Annotated in this window: 13 protein-coding genes; 5 read left to right on the forward strand and 8 right to left on the reverse strand. The window is 45.7% G+C overall.

Going from position 1 to position 17,781, the window contains the following annotated elements; translation table 11 throughout:
* Window positions 1–30: 30 nt before the first annotated feature.
* Window positions 31–801 carry an SDR family NAD(P)-dependent oxidoreductase gene (locus tag CS562_RS06805; protein ID WP_076291098.1) on the reverse strand — a complete coding sequence of 257 codons (771 nt, stop codon included), beginning with the start codon at window positions 799–801 and terminating at the stop codon, window positions 31–33.
* Window positions 802–976: 175 nt separating this feature from the next.
* On the opposite strand from CS562_RS06805, the gene CS562_RS06810 reads away from it, so the two are divergent.
* The 3 genes from CS562_RS06810 (at window position 977) to CS562_RS06820 (ending at window position 4,624) form a co-directional block, all read left to right on the forward strand.
* Complete coding sequence (locus tag CS562_RS06810) at window positions 977–1,567, forward strand: TetR/AcrR family transcriptional regulator (protein WP_076291097.1); 591 nt, start codon at window positions 977–979, stop codon at window positions 1,565–1,567.
* Between the two features lie 256 nt (window positions 1,568–1,823).
* Window positions 1,824–3,551 carry a cellulase family glycosylhydrolase gene (locus tag CS562_RS06815; RefSeq protein WP_083679057.1) on the forward strand — a complete coding sequence of 576 codons (1,728 nt, stop codon included), beginning with the start codon at window positions 1,824–1,826 and terminating at the stop codon, window positions 3,549–3,551.
* Window positions 3,552–3,724: 173 nt separating this feature from the next.
* Complete coding sequence (locus CS562_RS06820) at window positions 3,725–4,624, forward strand: manganese catalase family protein (protein ID WP_076291095.1); 900 nt, start codon at window positions 3,725–3,727, stop codon at window positions 4,622–4,624.
* A 67-nt stretch (window positions 4,625–4,691) separates the two neighbouring features.
* On the opposite strand, the gene CS562_RS06825 is transcribed toward CS562_RS06820, so the two are convergent.
* Window positions 4,692–5,087 (reverse strand): hypothetical protein, encoded by a 396-nt coding sequence (locus CS562_RS06825; RefSeq protein ID WP_218966725.1) that lies wholly within the window; start codon window positions 5,085–5,087, stop codon window positions 4,692–4,694.
* A gap of 420 nt (window positions 5,088–5,507) precedes the next feature.
* On the opposite strand from CS562_RS06825, the gene CS562_RS06830 reads away from it, so the two are divergent.
* Window positions 5,508–5,954 carry a hypothetical protein gene (locus CS562_RS06830; protein ID WP_099854528.1) on the forward strand — a complete coding sequence of 149 codons (447 nt, stop codon included), beginning with the start codon at window positions 5,508–5,510 and terminating at the stop codon, window positions 5,952–5,954.
* Window positions 5,955–6,058: 104 nt separating this feature from the next.
* Here CS562_RS06830 and CS562_RS06835 read toward each other — a convergent pair whose 3' ends face one another.
* The 3 genes from CS562_RS06835 to CS562_RS06845 all read right to left on the reverse strand — a co-directional run bounded on the left by CS562_RS06835 (window position 6,059) and on the right by CS562_RS06845 (window position 10,681).
* Window positions 6,059–8,026 carry a sucrose-specific PTS transporter subunit IIBC gene (locus CS562_RS06835; RefSeq protein WP_099854531.1) on the reverse strand — a complete coding sequence of 656 codons (1,968 nt, stop codon included), beginning with the start codon at window positions 8,024–8,026 and terminating at the stop codon, window positions 6,059–6,061.
* Between the two features lie 26 nt (window positions 8,027–8,052).
* Window positions 8,053–9,528 carry a glycoside hydrolase family 32 protein gene (locus tag CS562_RS06840; protein WP_099854533.1) on the reverse strand — a complete coding sequence of 492 codons (1,476 nt, stop codon included), beginning with the start codon at window positions 9,526–9,528 and terminating at the stop codon, window positions 8,053–8,055.
* Between the two features lie 169 nt (window positions 9,529–9,697).
* Window positions 9,698–10,681 (reverse strand): LacI family DNA-binding transcriptional regulator, encoded by a 984-nt coding sequence (locus tag CS562_RS06845; protein WP_099854535.1) that lies wholly within the window; start codon window positions 10,679–10,681, stop codon window positions 9,698–9,700.
* A gap of 578 nt (window positions 10,682–11,259) precedes the next feature.
* Here CS562_RS06845 and CS562_RS06850 point away from each other — a divergent pair.
* The gene (locus tag CS562_RS06850) at window positions 11,260–12,342 is read left to right on the forward strand and encodes a bifunctional 3-deoxy-7-phosphoheptulonate synthase/chorismate mutase (RefSeq protein WP_076291089.1); all 1,083 of its coding nucleotides are present in this window, start codon (window positions 11,260–11,262) and stop codon (window positions 12,340–12,342) included.
* A gap of 142 nt (window positions 12,343–12,484) precedes the next feature.
* On the opposite strand, the gene CS562_RS06855 is transcribed toward CS562_RS06850, so the two are convergent.
* From CS562_RS06855 to CS562_RS06865, 3 genes are all read right to left on the reverse strand, one after another.
* On the reverse strand, window positions 12,485–14,158 hold the full coding sequence (locus CS562_RS06855) for a ribonuclease J (RefSeq protein WP_099854537.1): 1,674 nt from the start codon (window positions 14,156–14,158) through the stop codon (window positions 12,485–12,487).
* 160 nt (window positions 14,159–14,318) lie between these two features.
* Window positions 14,319–15,590, reverse strand: a complete 1,272-nt coding sequence (gene rhaA, locus CS562_RS06860) for an L-rhamnose isomerase (protein WP_099854539.1) — start codon at window positions 15,588–15,590, stop codon at window positions 14,319–14,321.
* An 18-nt stretch (window positions 15,591–15,608) separates the two neighbouring features.
* Window positions 15,609–17,678: a bifunctional aldolase/short-chain dehydrogenase gene (locus tag CS562_RS06865; protein WP_099854541.1), complete on the reverse strand. Its 2,070-nt coding sequence runs from the start codon at window positions 17,676–17,678 to the stop codon at window positions 15,609–15,611.
* Window positions 17,679–17,781: the final 103 nt, after the last annotated feature.

The raw sequence follows: 17,781 nt of genomic DNA on the forward strand, positions 1-17,781 counted from the left end.
TTAGATCTTTCAAATTCTTCGTTTTAATAATTAACGAGATGTGTATCCTGCATCCGCGTGAATCGTAGTGCCTGTGATATAAGAAGCAGCGTCAGATGCGAGCCAGAGACTTGCTTGTGCAATTTCATTAGGTTGTCCAAAACGATTAAGCAAGCTCAACTGCGGAGCATACTCCTCTGCCGTGAAACCGAATTGATCCAAGGCACCACGCAGCATAGGTGTATCGATTGCTCCTGGAGCAACCGAGTTAACCCGAATGTTGTGTGGTCCGTTTTCCATTGCAGCTACTTTGGTCATACCAACCACGCCATGCTTGGCAGCTACATAAGCAATGTTATTGGGTTGAGGACGGAATCCACTAACCGATGAAATGTTGATAATGGAACCGCCTTTGCCTTGTTTCAGCATTTGCTGAAGTTCATATTTCATACACAATGCAGTACCTGTCAGGTCAACTGAAATCAGGCGATGCCAGTAGGCTTCGTCAAATTCAGCTGCTGGTTTGTCATCTGGCGTGAGTGCGGCATTATTAACGGCCACGTCCAGTTGTCCATAAGTCTCAACTGCAAACTTCACCATCGCTTGTACTTCTTCCGATTTGGAAATATCGACTTTCACGAAAGCGGATTCACCACCAGCCGCACGAATGGATTCAACGACAGCCTGTCCTTTCTCTTCGTTAAAATCTGCAACGATTACCTTTGCTTTGGCTGCGGCAAAAAGTTGAGCAGTTGCTTCACCCATGCCCATCGCTGCCCCTGTTACAATGGCCACTTTACCTTCCAATACGGGAAATGTCATATGAATACCTCCATTAATATTAATTTTAAACAATCCTCAATATATCTATATCATTGACCTTATTCAATCCGTAATATGCCTGGAATTGTACGTTACTGTACACTTGATCGTATTTTGTACACCAAGTTGCAGAATTAAGTGACATGAACGATACTGTAAACGAGGTGAACTATTCATGACAGATCGAATTGACAAACGCATTTTGCGTTCCAAGTCGGATATCAAAGAAACTTTTCTACGCTTGCTTTCACAAAAGCCTTTTCAACAGATCTCCATATCTGAAATTGTCCGGGAGGCCAATTATAATCGGGGCACATTTTATGCCAATTTCGCAACCAAAGAGGATTTGTTACGTGAGATTATTCAGGAGGTTCTAGTCGAATTTGTTCAACAGATCAAGAATCCATACAGATACATCACCAAAGTCAATTTAAAAGAAATGCATGCCGAAGATATCACGCTGTTTACATACTTGAAAGAACAAGCTGCACTATACAAATTGTTATTGAGTGATCATATCCAGGTGGATTTTCGCTACCAAATGGCGAGAGTCATTGAGGATCTTTTTGTAGCAGAATACGATTATGAGCTTGAGGAAGGGTCCGTAATTGATCCAAAATGGTTATACATCTATCGGGCTCATGGAGTCGCTGGTCTTTTGATTCGCTGGATTGAAGAAGATTTCCCAACGTCTCCGCAATATATGAACACACAAATTGTAGAATTAATGCTGATATCCACAGAAGTTTTTCATGTAAAAGAGTAATCCACACCACCCCCTACGATATTCCATAATTGTCATAATCACTAATTTTGACATGAATTATTATCCAATTATTATGGTATTTTCTTTGAATAAATCATGATATAGTTGCATTTCAGAAAACGTTTTCAATACTTAATTTGGTGGTGATTCCATTTAAATTAATTTAGGATCTTGTTCTATGCTGAACTTAAATCGCCAATTTTGTAAGCGCTATATTTTTAGTTCAACAATTATATTTACAAAGGAGAATATGTTAATGAACAAAAACCGCAAATCGGCCCTCTCGCTCACTATCGTAACGGCAATGATCCTATCCCTGTTCTCATCAGCCATCGCTTCTGCTGCTTCAGATGACTCGATTCAGGCAAATGCAACCGCCGCTGCTCCAACCAATATTCAGTCCTATGTTACTGCGATGGAGCCGGGCTGGAATCTGGGTAACTCGCTGGACGCTGTTGGTGCAGATGAAACGGCCTGGGGAAACCCGCTGATCACTCAGCAACTGATTCAAAATATCGCCAATCAAGGCTACAAAAGCATTCGTATTCCAGTGACCTGGCAAGCTCATATAGGAGGAGCACCCAACTACACTATTGATACCGCTTACATGAATCGCGTTCAACAGGTTGTAAACTGGGCCCTGGATGCCAATCTATATGTCATGATTAATATCCATCACGATTCATGGCAGTGGATCAGCTATATGGAGAATGACCATGCCAATGTTCTTGCTCGTTACAACTCTGCCTGGACTCAAATTGCAAACAAATTCAAAAACTCATCCACTAAGCTGATGTTCGAAAGTGTAAATGAACCACGCTTCACCGAAGGTGGTACAACGAATACCGCTACAGCATACGCTTTGCTGGAAGAGTTGAATGTATCTTTTCATAACATCGTGAGAGCATCCGGCGGTAACAATGCAACACGTCCATTGGTTCTCCCAACGATGCATACCTCTTCCGCTCAACCAGATCTCGATGCATTATCCCAGACAATCGCAAAATTGAATGACCCTAACATTATCGCTACCGTTCACTACTATGGTTTCTGGCCATTCAGCGTGAATATCGCAGGGTACACCAAATATAATGCTGAAGTGCAACAGGATATTACCGATACATTTGACCGAGTCTACAATGCATTCACAGCCAAAGGTATTCCGGTTATCGTCGGTGAGTATGGCTTGCTCGGTTTTGATCAGCACACAGGTGTCATCGAGCAAGGTGAGAAGCTGAAATTCTTCGAATTTATCGGCCAATACCTGCGTCAGAAACAGATGACCACCATGTTATGGGATAATGGACAGCATTTCGGCCGTACCAGCTTCACATGGTCTGATCAGGATCTGTATAACACAATGAAAGCAAGTTGGACAGGTCGTTCCTCCACAGCTGAATCCGATCTGGTTTATCTGAAAAAAGGTGCTGCAATCCAGGATAAAACCGTAAAACTGAATCTCAATGGCAATACATTTAGTTCTCTTGCTAATGGCAGCACTACCCTTGTTCAAGGTACAGATTACACGATCAACGGTGATGTGCTTACGTTAAAATCAAGCCTGTTAACCAGACTGACCACTTCCGGCAATCTTGGGGTTAATGCCAAGTTGACCGTCAAATTCAACAAAGGCGCAAACTGGAACCTGAATATCATCAAATATGATACACCTAAACTGAGCAATGTAACGGGCACAACGAGCTCGTTTGCGATTCCGACTACTTTTAATGGCAATCAGCTGGCCACCATGGAAGCCACTTATACAAGTGGCGGAAACGCGGGTCCGCAAAACTGGACTTCATTCAAAGAATTTTCCTACGCTTTCAGTCCGAATTATAGTAGCAACGTCATTGAACTGAAACAAAACTTCTTCAACGAAACAAATAATGGCGAAGTCATTCTCAAGTTCCACTTCTGGAGCGGAGACGTCATTACGTACAAAATTACGAAGAATGGTTCCAGTGTAGTAGGAATCTCTTCATAATTTAAATATCGTTTTTATATTATTAATGCTAAACGTTCTGTTCAGAGCACAAGCTCTGACAGAACGTTCTTTATGTTTCTATGATCAAAACAGATTATTAAATTGGAATCCCCGAATAACGTACAAGTAACCTCTCATACCTTTACAGTAATTTGGCTTGAGGAGGAAATGTAATGTTTAAACGGGTAGACCGTCTTGCTATCGAACTACCACTATCCAATAATCCGGATCCCAATGGAGCTAGCGCGGTACAGGAACTGTTAGGTGGCAAGTTTGGGGAAATGTCAACGTTGAACAATTACTTGTTTCAGTCTTTTAATTTCAGAGGAAAGTCGAAGCTGCGCCCCTTCTATGACATCGTGGCTAGCATTACGGCTGAAGAATTCGGCCACGTTGAACTTGTCGCCAATACCATTAACCTGATGCTTGTTGGCTCAACTTCACCAGGTGATCCCGACTCCACACCATTGCGCATTGGCAAGGACGCTCGTATGACTTCACACTTTATCGAATCCGCTCAAACGGCGCTTCCATACGATTCCATGGGTAGACCTTGGAATGGTTCTTATGTCGTTAGCAGTGGTAATCTGATCTTTGATCTGCTGCATAACTTCTTCCTCGAATGCGGGGCGCGAACCCACAAGATGAGAGTTTACGAGATGACTGATCATCCAACAGCCAGGGAGATGACAGGATATTTGCTCGTGCGTGGAGGCGTACATATTTTGGCTTATGCCAAGGCACTGGAAATAGCGACTGGAGTCGATGTAACCAAGTTATTTCCTATTCCGCGGCTGGACAATAAGGTGTTTGATACAACGCGCAAATGGGAAGCCATGGGTGAGCACCGTAGACTCTATACCTTTAGTGACAAGGACTATCAGCGCATTGCTCAGATCTGGAAAGGAGAACATCCAATCGATGGCGGTAAACTTGAAGCCTTTGCCGGCTTGCCGGGTCACAGTGGAGCCATCCCTGAACTTCCCGATCTGCCGGAAGAGTTCGCACCTGGTGTATCCCCAGAGGATCTGATTCAGATTGCAGAACGATTGAAACGACACGCTGGCCTATAGTCATGAATGAAGACGGCGATCCGTTATCAGGTTAACTTCGCCGTCCTGTTTTTTTGCTTTTGCCATACTACACTAAAAATGAAACATCTCCACTCCGGCTGTGAATGACATATGTTGCTCCCAGATCTTTATAAACAAGCCCAACAGGAGCCCTGTTGTTGGAAACGACATAGAGTTGTTGCGGACACAAGCTGCGACACAGCTCAATGTCCTGACAGCACTGCGGCAAGCTATTTTCGAATACAAAGGCGCTTTTTACTACAAATTCAAGCGGAAGCTGGTTACGGTCTGTCATTTCCTGAATGTAACGCACAGTAACTGCACCAAGAGATTGAAGTTGTTCCCCCTCTTCTTCACTGTGTACAAGCACGACAACTGCAAATCCCCTCTTCAGTAATACATCCACAAAATTCATTCCCGCCGCACCGTGTCCTGTCGAAACCACCATCATTGCTTCATCCATTGCCGCCAACCTCGCCTTCACATCAGATCCTGCAAATGCCATCTGGAGTACGTTATGTGCGAATCATAGTCCTCTGTCTACATCTCTGCAATTGAACGGTATTCGATTTCTGCACCGTTCTGATCGATTCCAGACAATCCAGGTGAGGATTTCTTGACTAATCTCCTCTTTACGCTGTCATGCGGCATGTTACTCGGTCTGTCATGAACGGAAGAAAAAATCGAGTTATTCGAGTCCAAAACGAAGATATATCTCTTGTTAATCGCTTACATGTATGAATTCCAAACCAATAATCGGAAAATCAGGCGTATATCCATTCCGGTAGATTTTACTTGAGCTGTGTTCAGTCGTAATATAATCGGCAGGATAACAAAAACAATAGAAACGATAAGGTGATTTTGCCTATGGAGGTTGGAGCGTGTGATTGCAGATTGTGATGTGGAAATTCGAACGGAGATTCGTGTTGATACCCGAATTAGTTCCATGGAGATTATTCGGTACGATATGCGAAAATTACCCTTCATAGCGCGGGAACATTCATCCTGTTACTGCGGATTGTTCAAAATCTCATGCGGGAATGTTCATGGTTTTGCCGAATTTGAATTGCCTATAGGCTCCCATCCCTCTGATCTGGTAAAATGGGCTTCGGTGTTCAGAGTGTTAAAAGGTATGGAGCTGTCGCAGGTCACGCAATTTATCCAGCAGCATCAAGAGCTGTGGGGAAATGAACGCATGCTGTTCCTGCATGAAGCCGTCAGCAATTTGCTTCTCAACCTGGAGCAAGGCAGCACATCTGATGTGATGTTAAACCGGGAAGAAATTCGTGCCTTTCTGATGCAATACGCGCTGACGTATTATTCTTTTTGACACCTCCGTTAAGTAGAAAAGATACATAAAAGTGCAAAGAAACCCTGGTGATATACACCGGGTCTCTTTGCATTTTCCGACCTGTCTTGTTCAAAAGTTTACGCTTATTGTGGTTCAGTAAATTTCACAACGATTAGTGCTTCTCCATTAGCTTGAACTGGGCCTGTCATAGTTGCCATCACCTGTTCGATCCTATCATTCCCATTCGGGATGAGCACAGGTGTAATCAATGGCAGCCCGGCAGCCTGGATCGCTTCCATGTCAAATTCAATCAACAGTTGTCCTGCGGTTACGGTGTCTCCGCTATTCACATATGCGGTAAAACCCTCCCCCTTCAGTCCAACGGTATTAATCCCAATATGCACAAGCATTTGAACACCGGTTTCATGTTCCAGGATTACCGCATGTTTGCTCTTATTCATCACATGAGCGATGACACCATCAAAAGGTGCAAATACTTTGCCCTCAGAAGGCTCGATAGCGATCCCTTCTCCCATATGCTTTTCCGAGAATGCAGGATCAGGAACCTGCTCCAAAGCAACAGCTGTACCAGTGATCGGTGATGCAATTTCCAATATATCTACCTTGGTGCGATGGTTAACGGCCTGGCTGGCAGATGAGTTCGATTTTTGCGACAGAACTTCCGACTTGCTCTCTTCTCCTGCATTGCTCGGAACTTCCTCCGCAACCGGCTGATCCTTATATCCGAAGAACCAGGTAAGTACAAATGCAATTCCCATTGCTACCACATTGGACAAAATGTACAAAGGCAATTGGCTATTCAAATACAGCAGCGTGCCCGGAATAACCGTCACTGCCATACCTGTACCTTGCAAATGGAACAAAGATGCGATAAATCCACCGACAGCGCCTCCGACGAGACCCATGATGAACGGTTTCATGTATCGCAAGTTAACCCCGAAGATTGCAGGTTCAGTAATCCCTAGAAATGCAGAGAATGACGAAGGCAGTGCGAGTGCTTTCAGCTTTGTATTTTTGGTCTTCAACCCCACTGCTAGACAAGCTGCTCCTTGCGCAGCCATTGCACATGTAATAATCGCGTTGAACGGATTAAAGCCCGTTTTCTCCAGCAATTGAATCTCCAGAAAGTTAAAGATGTGATGTACACCGGTAACAACAATAATTTGATGGAAGAAACCAATAATAATGCCCGCAATACCAAATGGAAGTCCCAATACGGCTGTCGTTCCATGCAGCACCCACTCCTCAAGAGAATGGAATACCGGACCAATTGCGAAGAGGCCCAGCGTAATCATAACCGTCAGTGTAATAAAAGGGGTAAGAATTAAGTCAAGCGCCTCTGGTACGCGTCTTCTCAGAAGCTTCTCAAACTTCGCTCCGATCAATCCGACGAAGAACGCAGGCAGCACGGAACCCTGATATCCGACTACCGGGATGAATCCGAACATGTGCAGCGGTTGTGCTGATCCATCGGCCACAGCGTATGCATTCGGCAGCGCCGGATTCACAAGCATCAGACCCAAAACGATGCCGAGAACCGGACTCCCGCCAAACACACGGAATGCAGACCAGGCTACGAGTGCAGGCAGAAATGCAAATGCTGTGTCCGTCAGGATCTGAGTAAATAAGAGGAAATTGGGTGAAATGTCCTCCGGTGTTGCACCAAAAAGTGATAAAATTTCATTTTGAGTGAGCAGCCCTCGCAAACCCATGAACAGCCCCGTTGCTACCAGCACAGGGATAATTGGTACAAAAACATCACCGAACGTGCGAATGACCCGTTGAAAAGCATTGCCTTCCTTCTTGCCCTGACTCTTCACATCTTCCTTGGAAGACCCTTCGATGCCCAGCTTCTCGACCTCTTCAAATATCCGGTTCACCGTTCCTGTTCCAAAAATGATCTGATACTGGCCAGAGTTGAAAAAGGCTCCTTTAACTTTGTCGATGTTCTCGACCTGCTTCTGATCGATCTTGTCCTTGTCATTCACCATGATCCGAAGACGTGTTGCACAGTGTGCAAATGATGCGATATTTTCTTTGCCCCCGATGGCACGAATAACGTCCTGGGCAATCTGCTGATTATCCGACATGGTCCTTCATTCCTCTCACGTTATATCTAATAATCCCATTTTGATGCCTTAAATCCTGCCTTACCTCCAAGTGCAAAGAAGCGAATCTCCGTACTATCCTTGCTTGGAAAGATACGGCTTGTGAATACCTCTTCTCCATCGTTGACAAAGATCTCAACAGAAGAAGAATCCACAAAGATATGGAACTTCAGCACGTCTGCATCCAATGCGCAGCGCCGTACATTCCCGTTCTGATCCGCGAGTGTGGCGCCTGACTGCGAGCGATCCAGGGTTACTTTCTGTGCCAACCGATCATACTGCAACACGGTTTTCTCCTCTACACTCGCCCGCAATTCAATGCCTACAACCTCTGCGTCAAAATCACGGATCTCACATTCCAATTCATAAGCCAATCCAGCAAAGTCTGCGAAAGACCGAGTCTCATGATTCATTGTGAATTCCATATGATTCCCCTCAGAATCCCCACGCAGCTTCACCATTTCAGAGACTGGCTGCTGAATTAACTTCCCCTCCCGGAGTGACAACTGCCGCGGAATCGTCAGGCAATGTGCCCATCCACTCTTATCTGTCGGATACTCCAAATCGGGAAGTCCCATCCAGCCCACCAAAATTCGTCTTCCATCCGACGCCTGCATCGTCTGTGGGGCATAAAAGTCGAATCCCCGATCCATCTCATGAAATGAACCATGTTCGAATTGCCTTGTCTGAAGATCCAGTGGTTCGCCAATCAGATAGCCCGACTGAAAAATATTCTGATACTCATCTTCATGACTCTCTATTCCTTGTGGCGAAAAGATCAGTACACCTTGACCCTGCATCTCCAGATAATCGGGGCACTCCCACATGTAGCCAAAGTTAGGTAGCCCAGTATGAATCTCACCAAGAAACGTCCAGTTTTTGAGATCTGACGAGCGATATAATACCGTGCATCCCGTTTCATCTACACGCTGTGCTCCAATCACACAATAATACGTGTCACCCTGCTGCCAAACCTTGGGGTCTCTGAAATGTTCCGTGTAGCCAGAAGGTACTTCTGTGATCACAGGTTGATGCACTTTGGTTATTGAACCGCTTTCATCCATAATCGCCAGACACTGATACGGATGTCTGATCCAGTCCTCATCTCTTGTATTGCCCGTGTATAGCAGATGGAGTTGGCCATCTTTTTCAATAGCACTGCCCGAATATGCCCCGTGTGAATCATATGTGTCGCCCGGCTGGATTCCGATTCCGACTTCTTCCCAATGCACCAGATCCGTTGAACGGGTATGGTACCAATACTTCATTCCATGCTCGGTGCCGAGCGGGAACCACTGATAGAACAGATGATAATATCCCTGGTAATAGGAGAATCCGTTAGGATCATTAAGCAGTCCGGTTATCGGCTGGATATGGTAATGCTGTCTCCATGGACAAGCAGAGATCAAAGCTTCCAGCTTGCCTATTTCTCCAGGCTCTGCCTGCTCGATTCGTCTGTAGCGTTGCTCTCTAGTCATTTTCATAAAAAGTGTTCTCCATCCTAGCTAAAAGTAAAACCCAAATCAGAGGAACCGGTTCCAACAAACTCAAAAAAATAATTCCATATGGCTTTTCGCCTGCCACCGTGTTCCCATATCCGTAGTGGACATCTGGTGTGGAACCGGTTCGATGGAATTATCATAAAGGATTCATTTATATCTTGTCAACGCTTTCTCGTGGAATAATCTCCACATCAAGGATCGTGCACTGCTCCACTGGCTCGCCTTTTACCAGACGAATAATGTGCTGGGCCGCCACTTGACCTGCCTCAAAATAATGATATTTTACTGTCGTTAGTGTAGGATGAATCATCTCGGTAATTTCATAACCGCCAAATCCGGTAACCGATAATTCCTGAGGAATTTGTATCTTATTGGAAAAAGCAATCTTCATCACACCCAGTGCGATGTTATCTGTTGCGCCCACAATAATGGTCGGTTTGCTTTCTTTCAAAATCGCTTCTGCGGTAATGATCGCCTCGGACATTTTGAAACTTGTCTCATAATACGTCACATCACATCCGCCACATTCGTCGATCGCACGCTTGAACCCCTGTTTGCGATGGATACCCACCGCCTGATCTCTCTCGGTAACGCCAATATAGACAATTTTCCGGTGGCCCTTTTCCACAACATGTTTACCCATCTCATACCCTGCCTGATCATCATTATGAACCAGACTGTGCAGTTGTTCATGCTGCTGTCCTACCAATAGCACCGGAATTCCGATGTCTTCAACAGCTTTCAGATGTGCATCCGTCACTTCTGCGGCAAGCAGAATAATACCGGATACCTTCTGTCTGGCAAAGTCATATATGGCGTCGATCTCGCGCTGCATATCCTGGCTCGTATTCGCGATCAGCATCTGGTACTGATTATTTCTTAATTCTTCATCGATACCGATCAATGTCTGAGAGGTTGCAAAGGAATCCAGACGAGGAACAACCGTTCCAATAATACTGGTTTTTTTGGCCTTGAGACTCTGTGCAAACGTATTGGGTACGTAATTGTATTGTTTAATAATGCGCTCAATTTTTTCCCGTGTATCGTCGCTAACAGAACCACCATTCAGGAAACGAGAGACTGTGCTCTTCGCCACGCCTGCCATTTGGGCGATATCCGAAATCGTTTTATTCATAACTTCTCCTCTTATTCTCATTCGCTTGAATTCACTTATATTACCTTATATTATACTTCGAATGGCAAACCCTTGCGAATACTATTCCCATGAAGTCATTAGTAAATCTCACAGAACACTGGAAGCACATGGATAATGCGTCACGGTAAAGCGTTATTGATGCATGGCATTAATTCAGCTTCTTGCAGACAAGGAACATGAGATGCTAGTATAACTTCAATTCATAACGTGCATCATGAAATACAGAACAGAACATCATTATTCATACAGGCTATGACGGAAAGAGTACGCGGAGTTATCGTTCATTACAGGGACGCGGTGCCAAAGACTGAGAGCACCCGAAAGGAACACGCCGCCGAAGTTCACTCCCGAGCCGATTGCTGAAGAGCTGCTCCTCTTGGATATAGCTTCTAGGACAATCCGTTCCTTGCGTTAAAAGGTCAAAGTGAGAAACAGATCAGCTGTATTCAATCAGCAGACCGTTTCTAATTAGGGTGGTACCACGGCTTCTTCGTCCCTTACGGATGAAGGGCCTTTTTGTGTTTTTTCATAAATCTAAATTGAAGGAGTAGATCAGTATGGATCAAAGCAAGAACTTGGAACAATTAAGAGGCCGATTGAGTGAAATTAATCATAACCTCCTGCACTTGTTGTCAGAACGTGCCCAAATTACACAGGAAATTGGTCAAATCAAGGAAAAACAAGGTGTACCCAAGTTTGATCCGGTTCGCGAAAAAGAAATGCTGGAGGAACTAACTGCCGCTAATCCGGGGCCTTTCCAAGACGATGCCATCAAACTTCTGTTCAAACAGATTTTCCAGGCTTCCCTGAACCTTCAGGTTGACGAACACAAGAAACAGCTGCTCGTTAGCCGCAAAAATCAGCAAGAAGATACTGTCGTTTCCATCGGAAACGTCAAGGTTGGCGCAGGCAAACCCATTATGATTGCTGGCCCATGCTCGGTTGAAAGTTATGAGCAGGTACGCGAGGTCGCAGCAGCACTGAAAGAAGCCGGCATTACGGTGATGCGCGGAGGAGCATTTAAACCTCGTACTTCTCCATATGACTTCCAGGGACTTGGAATCGAAGGATTGAAAATTCTGAAGGAAGTTGCCGACGAGTTCGGATTGAAGACCATTAGTGAGATTGTGCATCCAAGTCATATTGAACTGGCTGGCCAGTATATTGATGTCATCCAGATTGGTGCCCGTAACATGCAAAACTTTGAACTGCTCAAGGCTGCCGGGGATGTTAAGATTCCTATTCTGCTGAAACGTGGTTTGGCGGCAACCATTGATGAATTCGTTCATGCTGCGGAGTACGTTGTCTCCCGGGGAAACAAACAGGTTATGCTGATTGAACGCGGTATTCGCACCTATGAAAAAGCAACACGAAACACACTAGACATCTCTGCTGTACCGATTCTGAAACAGGAAACCCATTTGCCTGTGCTTGTGGACGTCACCCACTCGACCGGGCGTAAAGATATCCTTGCCCCATGTGCCAAGGCAGCTCTTGCAGCAGGTGCAGATGGTGTTATGGTTGAGGTTCATCCAAATCCGGCGGTAGCCCTCTCGGATAGCGCACAGCAATTAAACATTGAGCAGTTCCATCAGTTCCTCTCCTCTGTGAGACAATCTGGATTGCTTAAGGATCAATAGGTTAATTAACAATAAAAGCCTGACTGAAATGTGTGGTTCATACGAAAAACGGTATGATCCTACATTTCTCAGGCTTTTGAACATCATAATCTTAATTTTAATTCTCATCTTAATCTCTATACATCGACTCTGCTCCACTTACTCAAACCTCAATAATAATGGGCAGGATCATCGGTCTTCGCTTCGTCTGAGCGTAAATGTAATGACCGATCTCGTCTTTCAGCTTTCTTTTGATCACATTCCACTGATTCGCTCCGCTTCCGGTTAACTCATCCATCTTGTTCTGAACCAGCTCATGAATCTCTTTCATGAATTCTTCGGCATCCTTCACAAACACAAAACCTCTGGAAATAATCTCAGGTGCTGTCACCATATGTTTCTCTGTTTTGCTCAACGTAGTGACAATCACCAGCATTCCATCAGATGACAGCTGCCGTCGATCACGCAGCACGATATTCCCGACATCGCCCATGATCAGACCGTCGACCAGACTGTTGCCTGAAGCAATTTTGGGACCAGGAGAAGCCACGCCGTCTTTGTACTGAATCATATCCCCATTGTTCACGATGAATACGTGATCCCGTTCGATCCCTACGGACTCCGCCAATTGTCTATGCTGATACAGCATGCGGAACTCACCGTGAACTGGAATCAGGTAATCAGGCTTCATCAGGGTTAGCATCAGTTTGAGTTCTTCCTGGCTGCCGTGTCCTGATACATGCATACCTGCTGCGCCACTTGAACCGTAAATGACACGTGCTCCGAGCACATACAGATTATCAATGACATGCGCAAGATTGCGTTCGTTCCCCGGGATCGCCCCAGCTGCAATAATAACGGTATCTCCAGGTGCGATCTTCACATGTGGATGTTTGGAGGCGGCCAAGCGGGATAAAGCAGCCATCGTTTCACCCTGACTTCCCGTACAGAGCACAACGACCTCATCAGGTGGAAACTGGTCCGAATCAATGGCCTCAATGAGCAGCCCCTCAGGTACATCCAGATATCCCAGTTCACTGGCTACGGACACTACATTAATCATGCTTCTGCCCAGCAGAGCCAGCTTGCGTCCCGTCTCGAATGCTGCATTTACAATCTGCTGAACCCTGCTTACGTTGGACGCAAAGGTTGAAATAAACACTTTTTGTTTGGCGCGAATAAACGCATCCAATATATGGTCACCTACAACACGCTCTGAAGGGGTGAACCCGGGTCTCTCTGCATTAGTGCTCTCGGACAACAGCACATGCACACCTTGTTTGCCAATCTCGGCCATACGATGCAGATCGGGATACGGCCCATTTACAGGTGACATATCAAACTTGAAATCCCCGGTATGGACGACATTTCCCCCAGGTGTCTGAAAGAAAATACCCAGGCAATCCGGTATGCTGTGACTCGTCGCAAAAAATGAAACCTGAATTCCACCCAGCGTAATGCTGGATTTGGAATCAACCGTATGCAGATCTGCTTTGCGCAGCAGCCCATGTTCTTTCAGTTTTAGCTCAATTAATCCTCGTGTCAGTCTGGATGCATACACCGGGATATTGATTTGTTTTAACAGATAAGGAATGCCGCCAATGTGGTCTTCATGTCCATGAGTAACCACAAGCGCCCTTACCTTGTCCTGATTTTCCAGCAGATACGTCACATCTGGAATGATGAGATCAATGCCCGGCAGGGTTTCATCCGGGAATTTGGAGCCACAGTCGATGACAATGATGTCCTGATTATATTGGATAAGATACATGTTCTTGCCTATTTCATTCAAACCGCCAAGTGCCGCAATGTACAATTTGTTGTGGGCGAGATTCAAATCGGATGCATCCTCCTCTGCGTTGCAGTAATAACATTGATGCTTTACATTTTTCTATGTATTTTTAGTATGGAAATTCTGACCGCAGTTATGCATTTCTGAGCTGTTTCCTGCAAAAAAAGCCACAGCGGAGAACTTCTCCACCGTGGCCTACATAATACTATACGAAAGATTTATCTCGTTGAAGCAAAACTTCCTGCTCATAGGTTTTGATCTCAGCGATCCACTGTTCACGTACAGGTACCTTCTGCTGGGCGCAATAATAATCCCAGATCGCGCCGAAAGGATAGGTCTTAAACTCTTCTGTCAAAGCCAGGCGAAGGGTGTAATCCCCTTGCAGCTCGGCTGATTTTAGAGCATCCACAGGTTCCAACATCGCACGCAGCAGTGCTTTAATCGTGTTGCGTGTGCCAACTACCCACGCAGCAACCCGGTTGATGCTTCCATCAAAGAAATCGAGTCCGATATGTGTCGTTGGAAGCAGATCATGACGTACCAATTCGCGGGCAATTTCCAGCAACTCATCATCCATAATGACAACATGGTCACTGTCCCAACGCATTGGACGGCTGACATGCAGCAGAATGCCGTTGGTAAACAGGGCAAGTGAAGACAGTTTGTTGGAAATGACTTCCGTTGGGTGGAAATGTCCGGCATCGAGACAGATTAACGTATCATTTTGCAGTCCATATCCCATATAGAATTCATGAGAACCAACGACATACGCTTCGGAACCGAGGCCAAACAGCTTACTCTCGACCGCATCCAGATGATACTTCGGATCAAGCTTCTCGGCAAACACTTCATCAAGTGAATCTTTCAACCGCTTCCGCGGTGTCATCCGATCAACCGGATTATCCTTGAACCCGTCTGGTACCCACACATTGGTTACACAGGTCTGACCCAGCTGCTCACCAAAGTATGCGCCAATGCGGCGGGATGCTTTGCAATGATCAATCCAGAACTTGCGAATCTCCGGATCGGAATGACTTAGCGTGAAGCCGTCCCTTGATTTTTCATGTGAAAAGCAGGTTGGATTAAAATCCAGACCGAGCCCCTGTTCTTTGGCCCATTTCACCCAGTTCTCATAATGCTTCGGCTCAATTCGATCCAGCTCCACTTGTTCGTCCGTATCCGCATAGATGGCATGCAAATTGACCTTATGTTTGCCGGGAATCATCGAGAAGGCTTGCTCCAGATCTGCCCGAAGCTCTGCAGGTGTCGTTGCAGCCCCCGGATATTGACCTGTAACGGATATTCCGCCCGTAAGTTCCCCGTCTTTATTCAGAAAACCTTTCACATCGTCCCCTTGCCAACAGTGTACAGACACTTTGATCTCCGCGAGTTTCTTCAGCACTTCATCCGTATCAATTCCATGCTGGGCATATAATGATTTGGCTGCTTCATATGCTTGCTTGACCTGATTTTCCATGTGCGAGAACCCTCCTTATTATCGTGTAAATGCTGCTGGCACACCGCCATCAATCGTCATCATGCAACCTGTTGTTTTTTCCGATTTGGAAGAGGCAAAAAAGGCGATGCCTTCCGCAATATCTCTCGGATAAATATTGACGAGCAAAGTTGTACGTTTACGATAGTACTCTTCCAGTTGGTCCGGTTCGATACCATAGGCTGCTGCACGTTCATTTCTCCATGAACCGTTCCAGATCGCTGAACCTTGCAGGATGGCATCGGGGAGAATCGTATTTACACGAATACCGTATTCCCCACCTTCAGCCGCAATGCAGCGGGCCAAATGAGCCTCGAGTGCTTTGGCTGAGCTGTAAGCTGAGGCGCTTTTTCCTGCATAGACTGAGTTTTTGGATCCGATAAATACCATACTACCGCCAATCCCCTGCTGTTTCATCAACTTGAAGGCTTCACGCGCCACGAGGAAGTACCCTGTACCCAGCACGTTCATGTTCAAGTTCCACTCCTTCAACGATGTTTCGTCAAATGGACTGGAGGTAGCCAGGCCTGCATTGTTCACGATAATATCCACGCCGCCATATTGTACGGCAACTTCCGCATACGCAGATTGCACAGCTTCCTCATCCGTTACATCCATCTTCAATGCATATGCGCGATTAACACCATATTGATCGTTAATTTCCTGAGCTACCTTCTGCGCTCCTTCAAGGTTAAGATCCGCAAGAACGACATGTGCCCCTTCGGATACTAATCTGCGTGCAGTTTCACTTCCAATTCCACCGGCACCCCCAGTAATAAACGCCACTTTGCGGGAAAACTCAGTCTCCGCGGGAGCCAGCGATAATTTGTAAAGCTCAAGCGGCCAGTACTCCACATTATAGGATTCATTGGCGCTGAGGGATACGAATTGGCCCAGACTCGTCGCACCGCGCATCACGGCAATGGCTCTATGATACAATGCACCGCTTACCTGGGATAGTGCCCAGCTCTTGCCTGTGTTGATCATGCCCACACCTGGGATAAGAATGACGCGAGGTGCGGCTTCAAACATCACGTCGCCATCATTTTTGTTGCTCTCAAAATATTGTTGATATTGTTCTTTGTAGGCGGCCACGCCTTCCACCAGCTTGGATTTCAGCCCTTCAATATCCTCCGCGTCCGGTGTCCAATCGATGAATAGAGGTACCACTTTGGTATGCACCAAATGATCCGGGCACGCCGCACCTACCTGTGACAACTTCGGCGAATCCACTCCACCAACAAAGGCAAGCACATCCTCCTGATCGTCAAAGGACAAAATCATTTTTTTGCTATCGGATACCGCTCCCCGAATGGTTGGCATTACTTTTGATACGATCTGGCGACGAACTTCTGCCTCAAGCGCAGGATGCTTCTCTCCGCCAAACAGGCTTCCTTCGTCAACACGTGCTTCAATGAAGGCTTCCGCTTCATTAATAATTTTGATCGTCTGCGCGTAACATTCTTCTGATGTTTCTCCCCAAGTCACCAGTCCGTGCTTCTCCATCAAAACCAGTTCGGCATTCGGATTCGAGAATACGCTTTCAGCAATCATCTTGGATAGTGTGAATCCGGGACGCACATAAGGAACCCATACAAATCGATCCCCGTAAATCTCTTTCGCCAGTTCTTTTCCGTTATCTGCACAACACAGACTAATAATCGCATCCGGATGGGTATGGTCCACATGTTTATATGGAAGGAATGCATGCAGCAACGTCTCAATGGATGCACGCGGGTGTTTGGAATCGATCATGCAATGACCCAGGTATTCGACCATCTCTTCATCCGACATGGATTCACGTTCGATTAATGGACGAATATCTTCGAGTCCAAGGCCTGTAAAATGTTTCGCCTGCATGGAAGCCAGGTCAGATCCACTGCCTTTTACATACATCACTTCTATATCACGGCCGCGAAAATCTTTCACCGTCGTTTTGGTAGACGTGTTGCCTCCGAAAATGTTACATACACGACGATCTGACCCAATCAAATTGGATCGGTAGACCAGTTGCTCCAGTCCGGTTGTTTTCTCCGAAGCCTGTGATGAATTCCATAAACTCTGTACCATTTGTTCCCCTCCGATAATGTTTGTTTTATTCCTAATCAGAGTTTATCATCTTTGTTTTGTTTTGAAAACAAAAGATTTTAAATATAAACGGAAAAATTCAAAA

It is taken from the genome of Paenibacillus sp. LK1 (assembly GCF_002750415.1).
GTDB classification, from domain to species: Bacteria; Bacillota; Bacilli; order Paenibacillales; family Paenibacillaceae; genus Paenibacillus; species Paenibacillus taichungensis.

Bases quoted from the DNA above. Each gene is read 5' to 3' on its own strand.
- CS562_RS06840 (WP_099854533.1), bottom strand. From the start codon at position 9,528: ATGAAAATGACTAGAGAGCAACGCTACAGACGAATCGAGCAGGCAGAG.
- CS562_RS06835 (WP_099854531.1), bottom strand. From the start codon at position 8,026: ATGTCGGATAATCAGCAGATTGCCCAGGACGTTATTCGTGCCATCGGG.
- CS562_RS06820 (WP_076291095.1), top strand. From the start codon at position 3,725: ATGTTTAAACGGGTAGACCGTCTTGCTATCGAACTACCACTATCCAAT.
- CS562_RS06850 (WP_076291089.1), top strand. From the start codon at position 11,260: ATGGATCAAAGCAAGAACTTGGAACAATTAAGAGGCCGATTGAGTGAA.
- CS562_RS06810 (WP_076291097.1), top strand. From the start codon at position 977: ATGACAGATCGAATTGACAAACGCATTTTGCGTTCCAAGTCGGATATC.
- CS562_RS06865 (WP_099854541.1), bottom strand. From the start codon at position 17,678: ATGGTACAGAGTTTATGGAATTCATCACAGGCTTCGGAGAAAACAACC.
- CS562_RS06825 (WP_218966725.1), bottom strand. From the start codon at position 5,087: ATGGATGAAGCAATGATGGTGGTTTCGACAGGACACGGTGCGGCGGGA.
- CS562_RS06815 (WP_083679057.1), top strand. From the start codon at position 1,824: ATGAACAAAAACCGCAAATCGGCCCTCTCGCTCACTATCGTAACGGCA.
- CS562_RS06805 (WP_076291098.1), bottom strand. From the start codon at position 801: ATGACATTTCCCGTATTGGAAGGTAAAGTGGCCATTGTAACAGGGGCA.
- rhaA (WP_099854539.1), bottom strand. From the start codon at position 15,590: ATGGAAAATCAGGTCAAGCAAGCATATGAAGCAGCCAAATCATTATAT.
- CS562_RS06845 (WP_099854535.1), bottom strand. From the start codon at position 10,681: ATGAATAAAACGATTTCGGATATCGCCCAAATGGCAGGCGTGGCGAAG.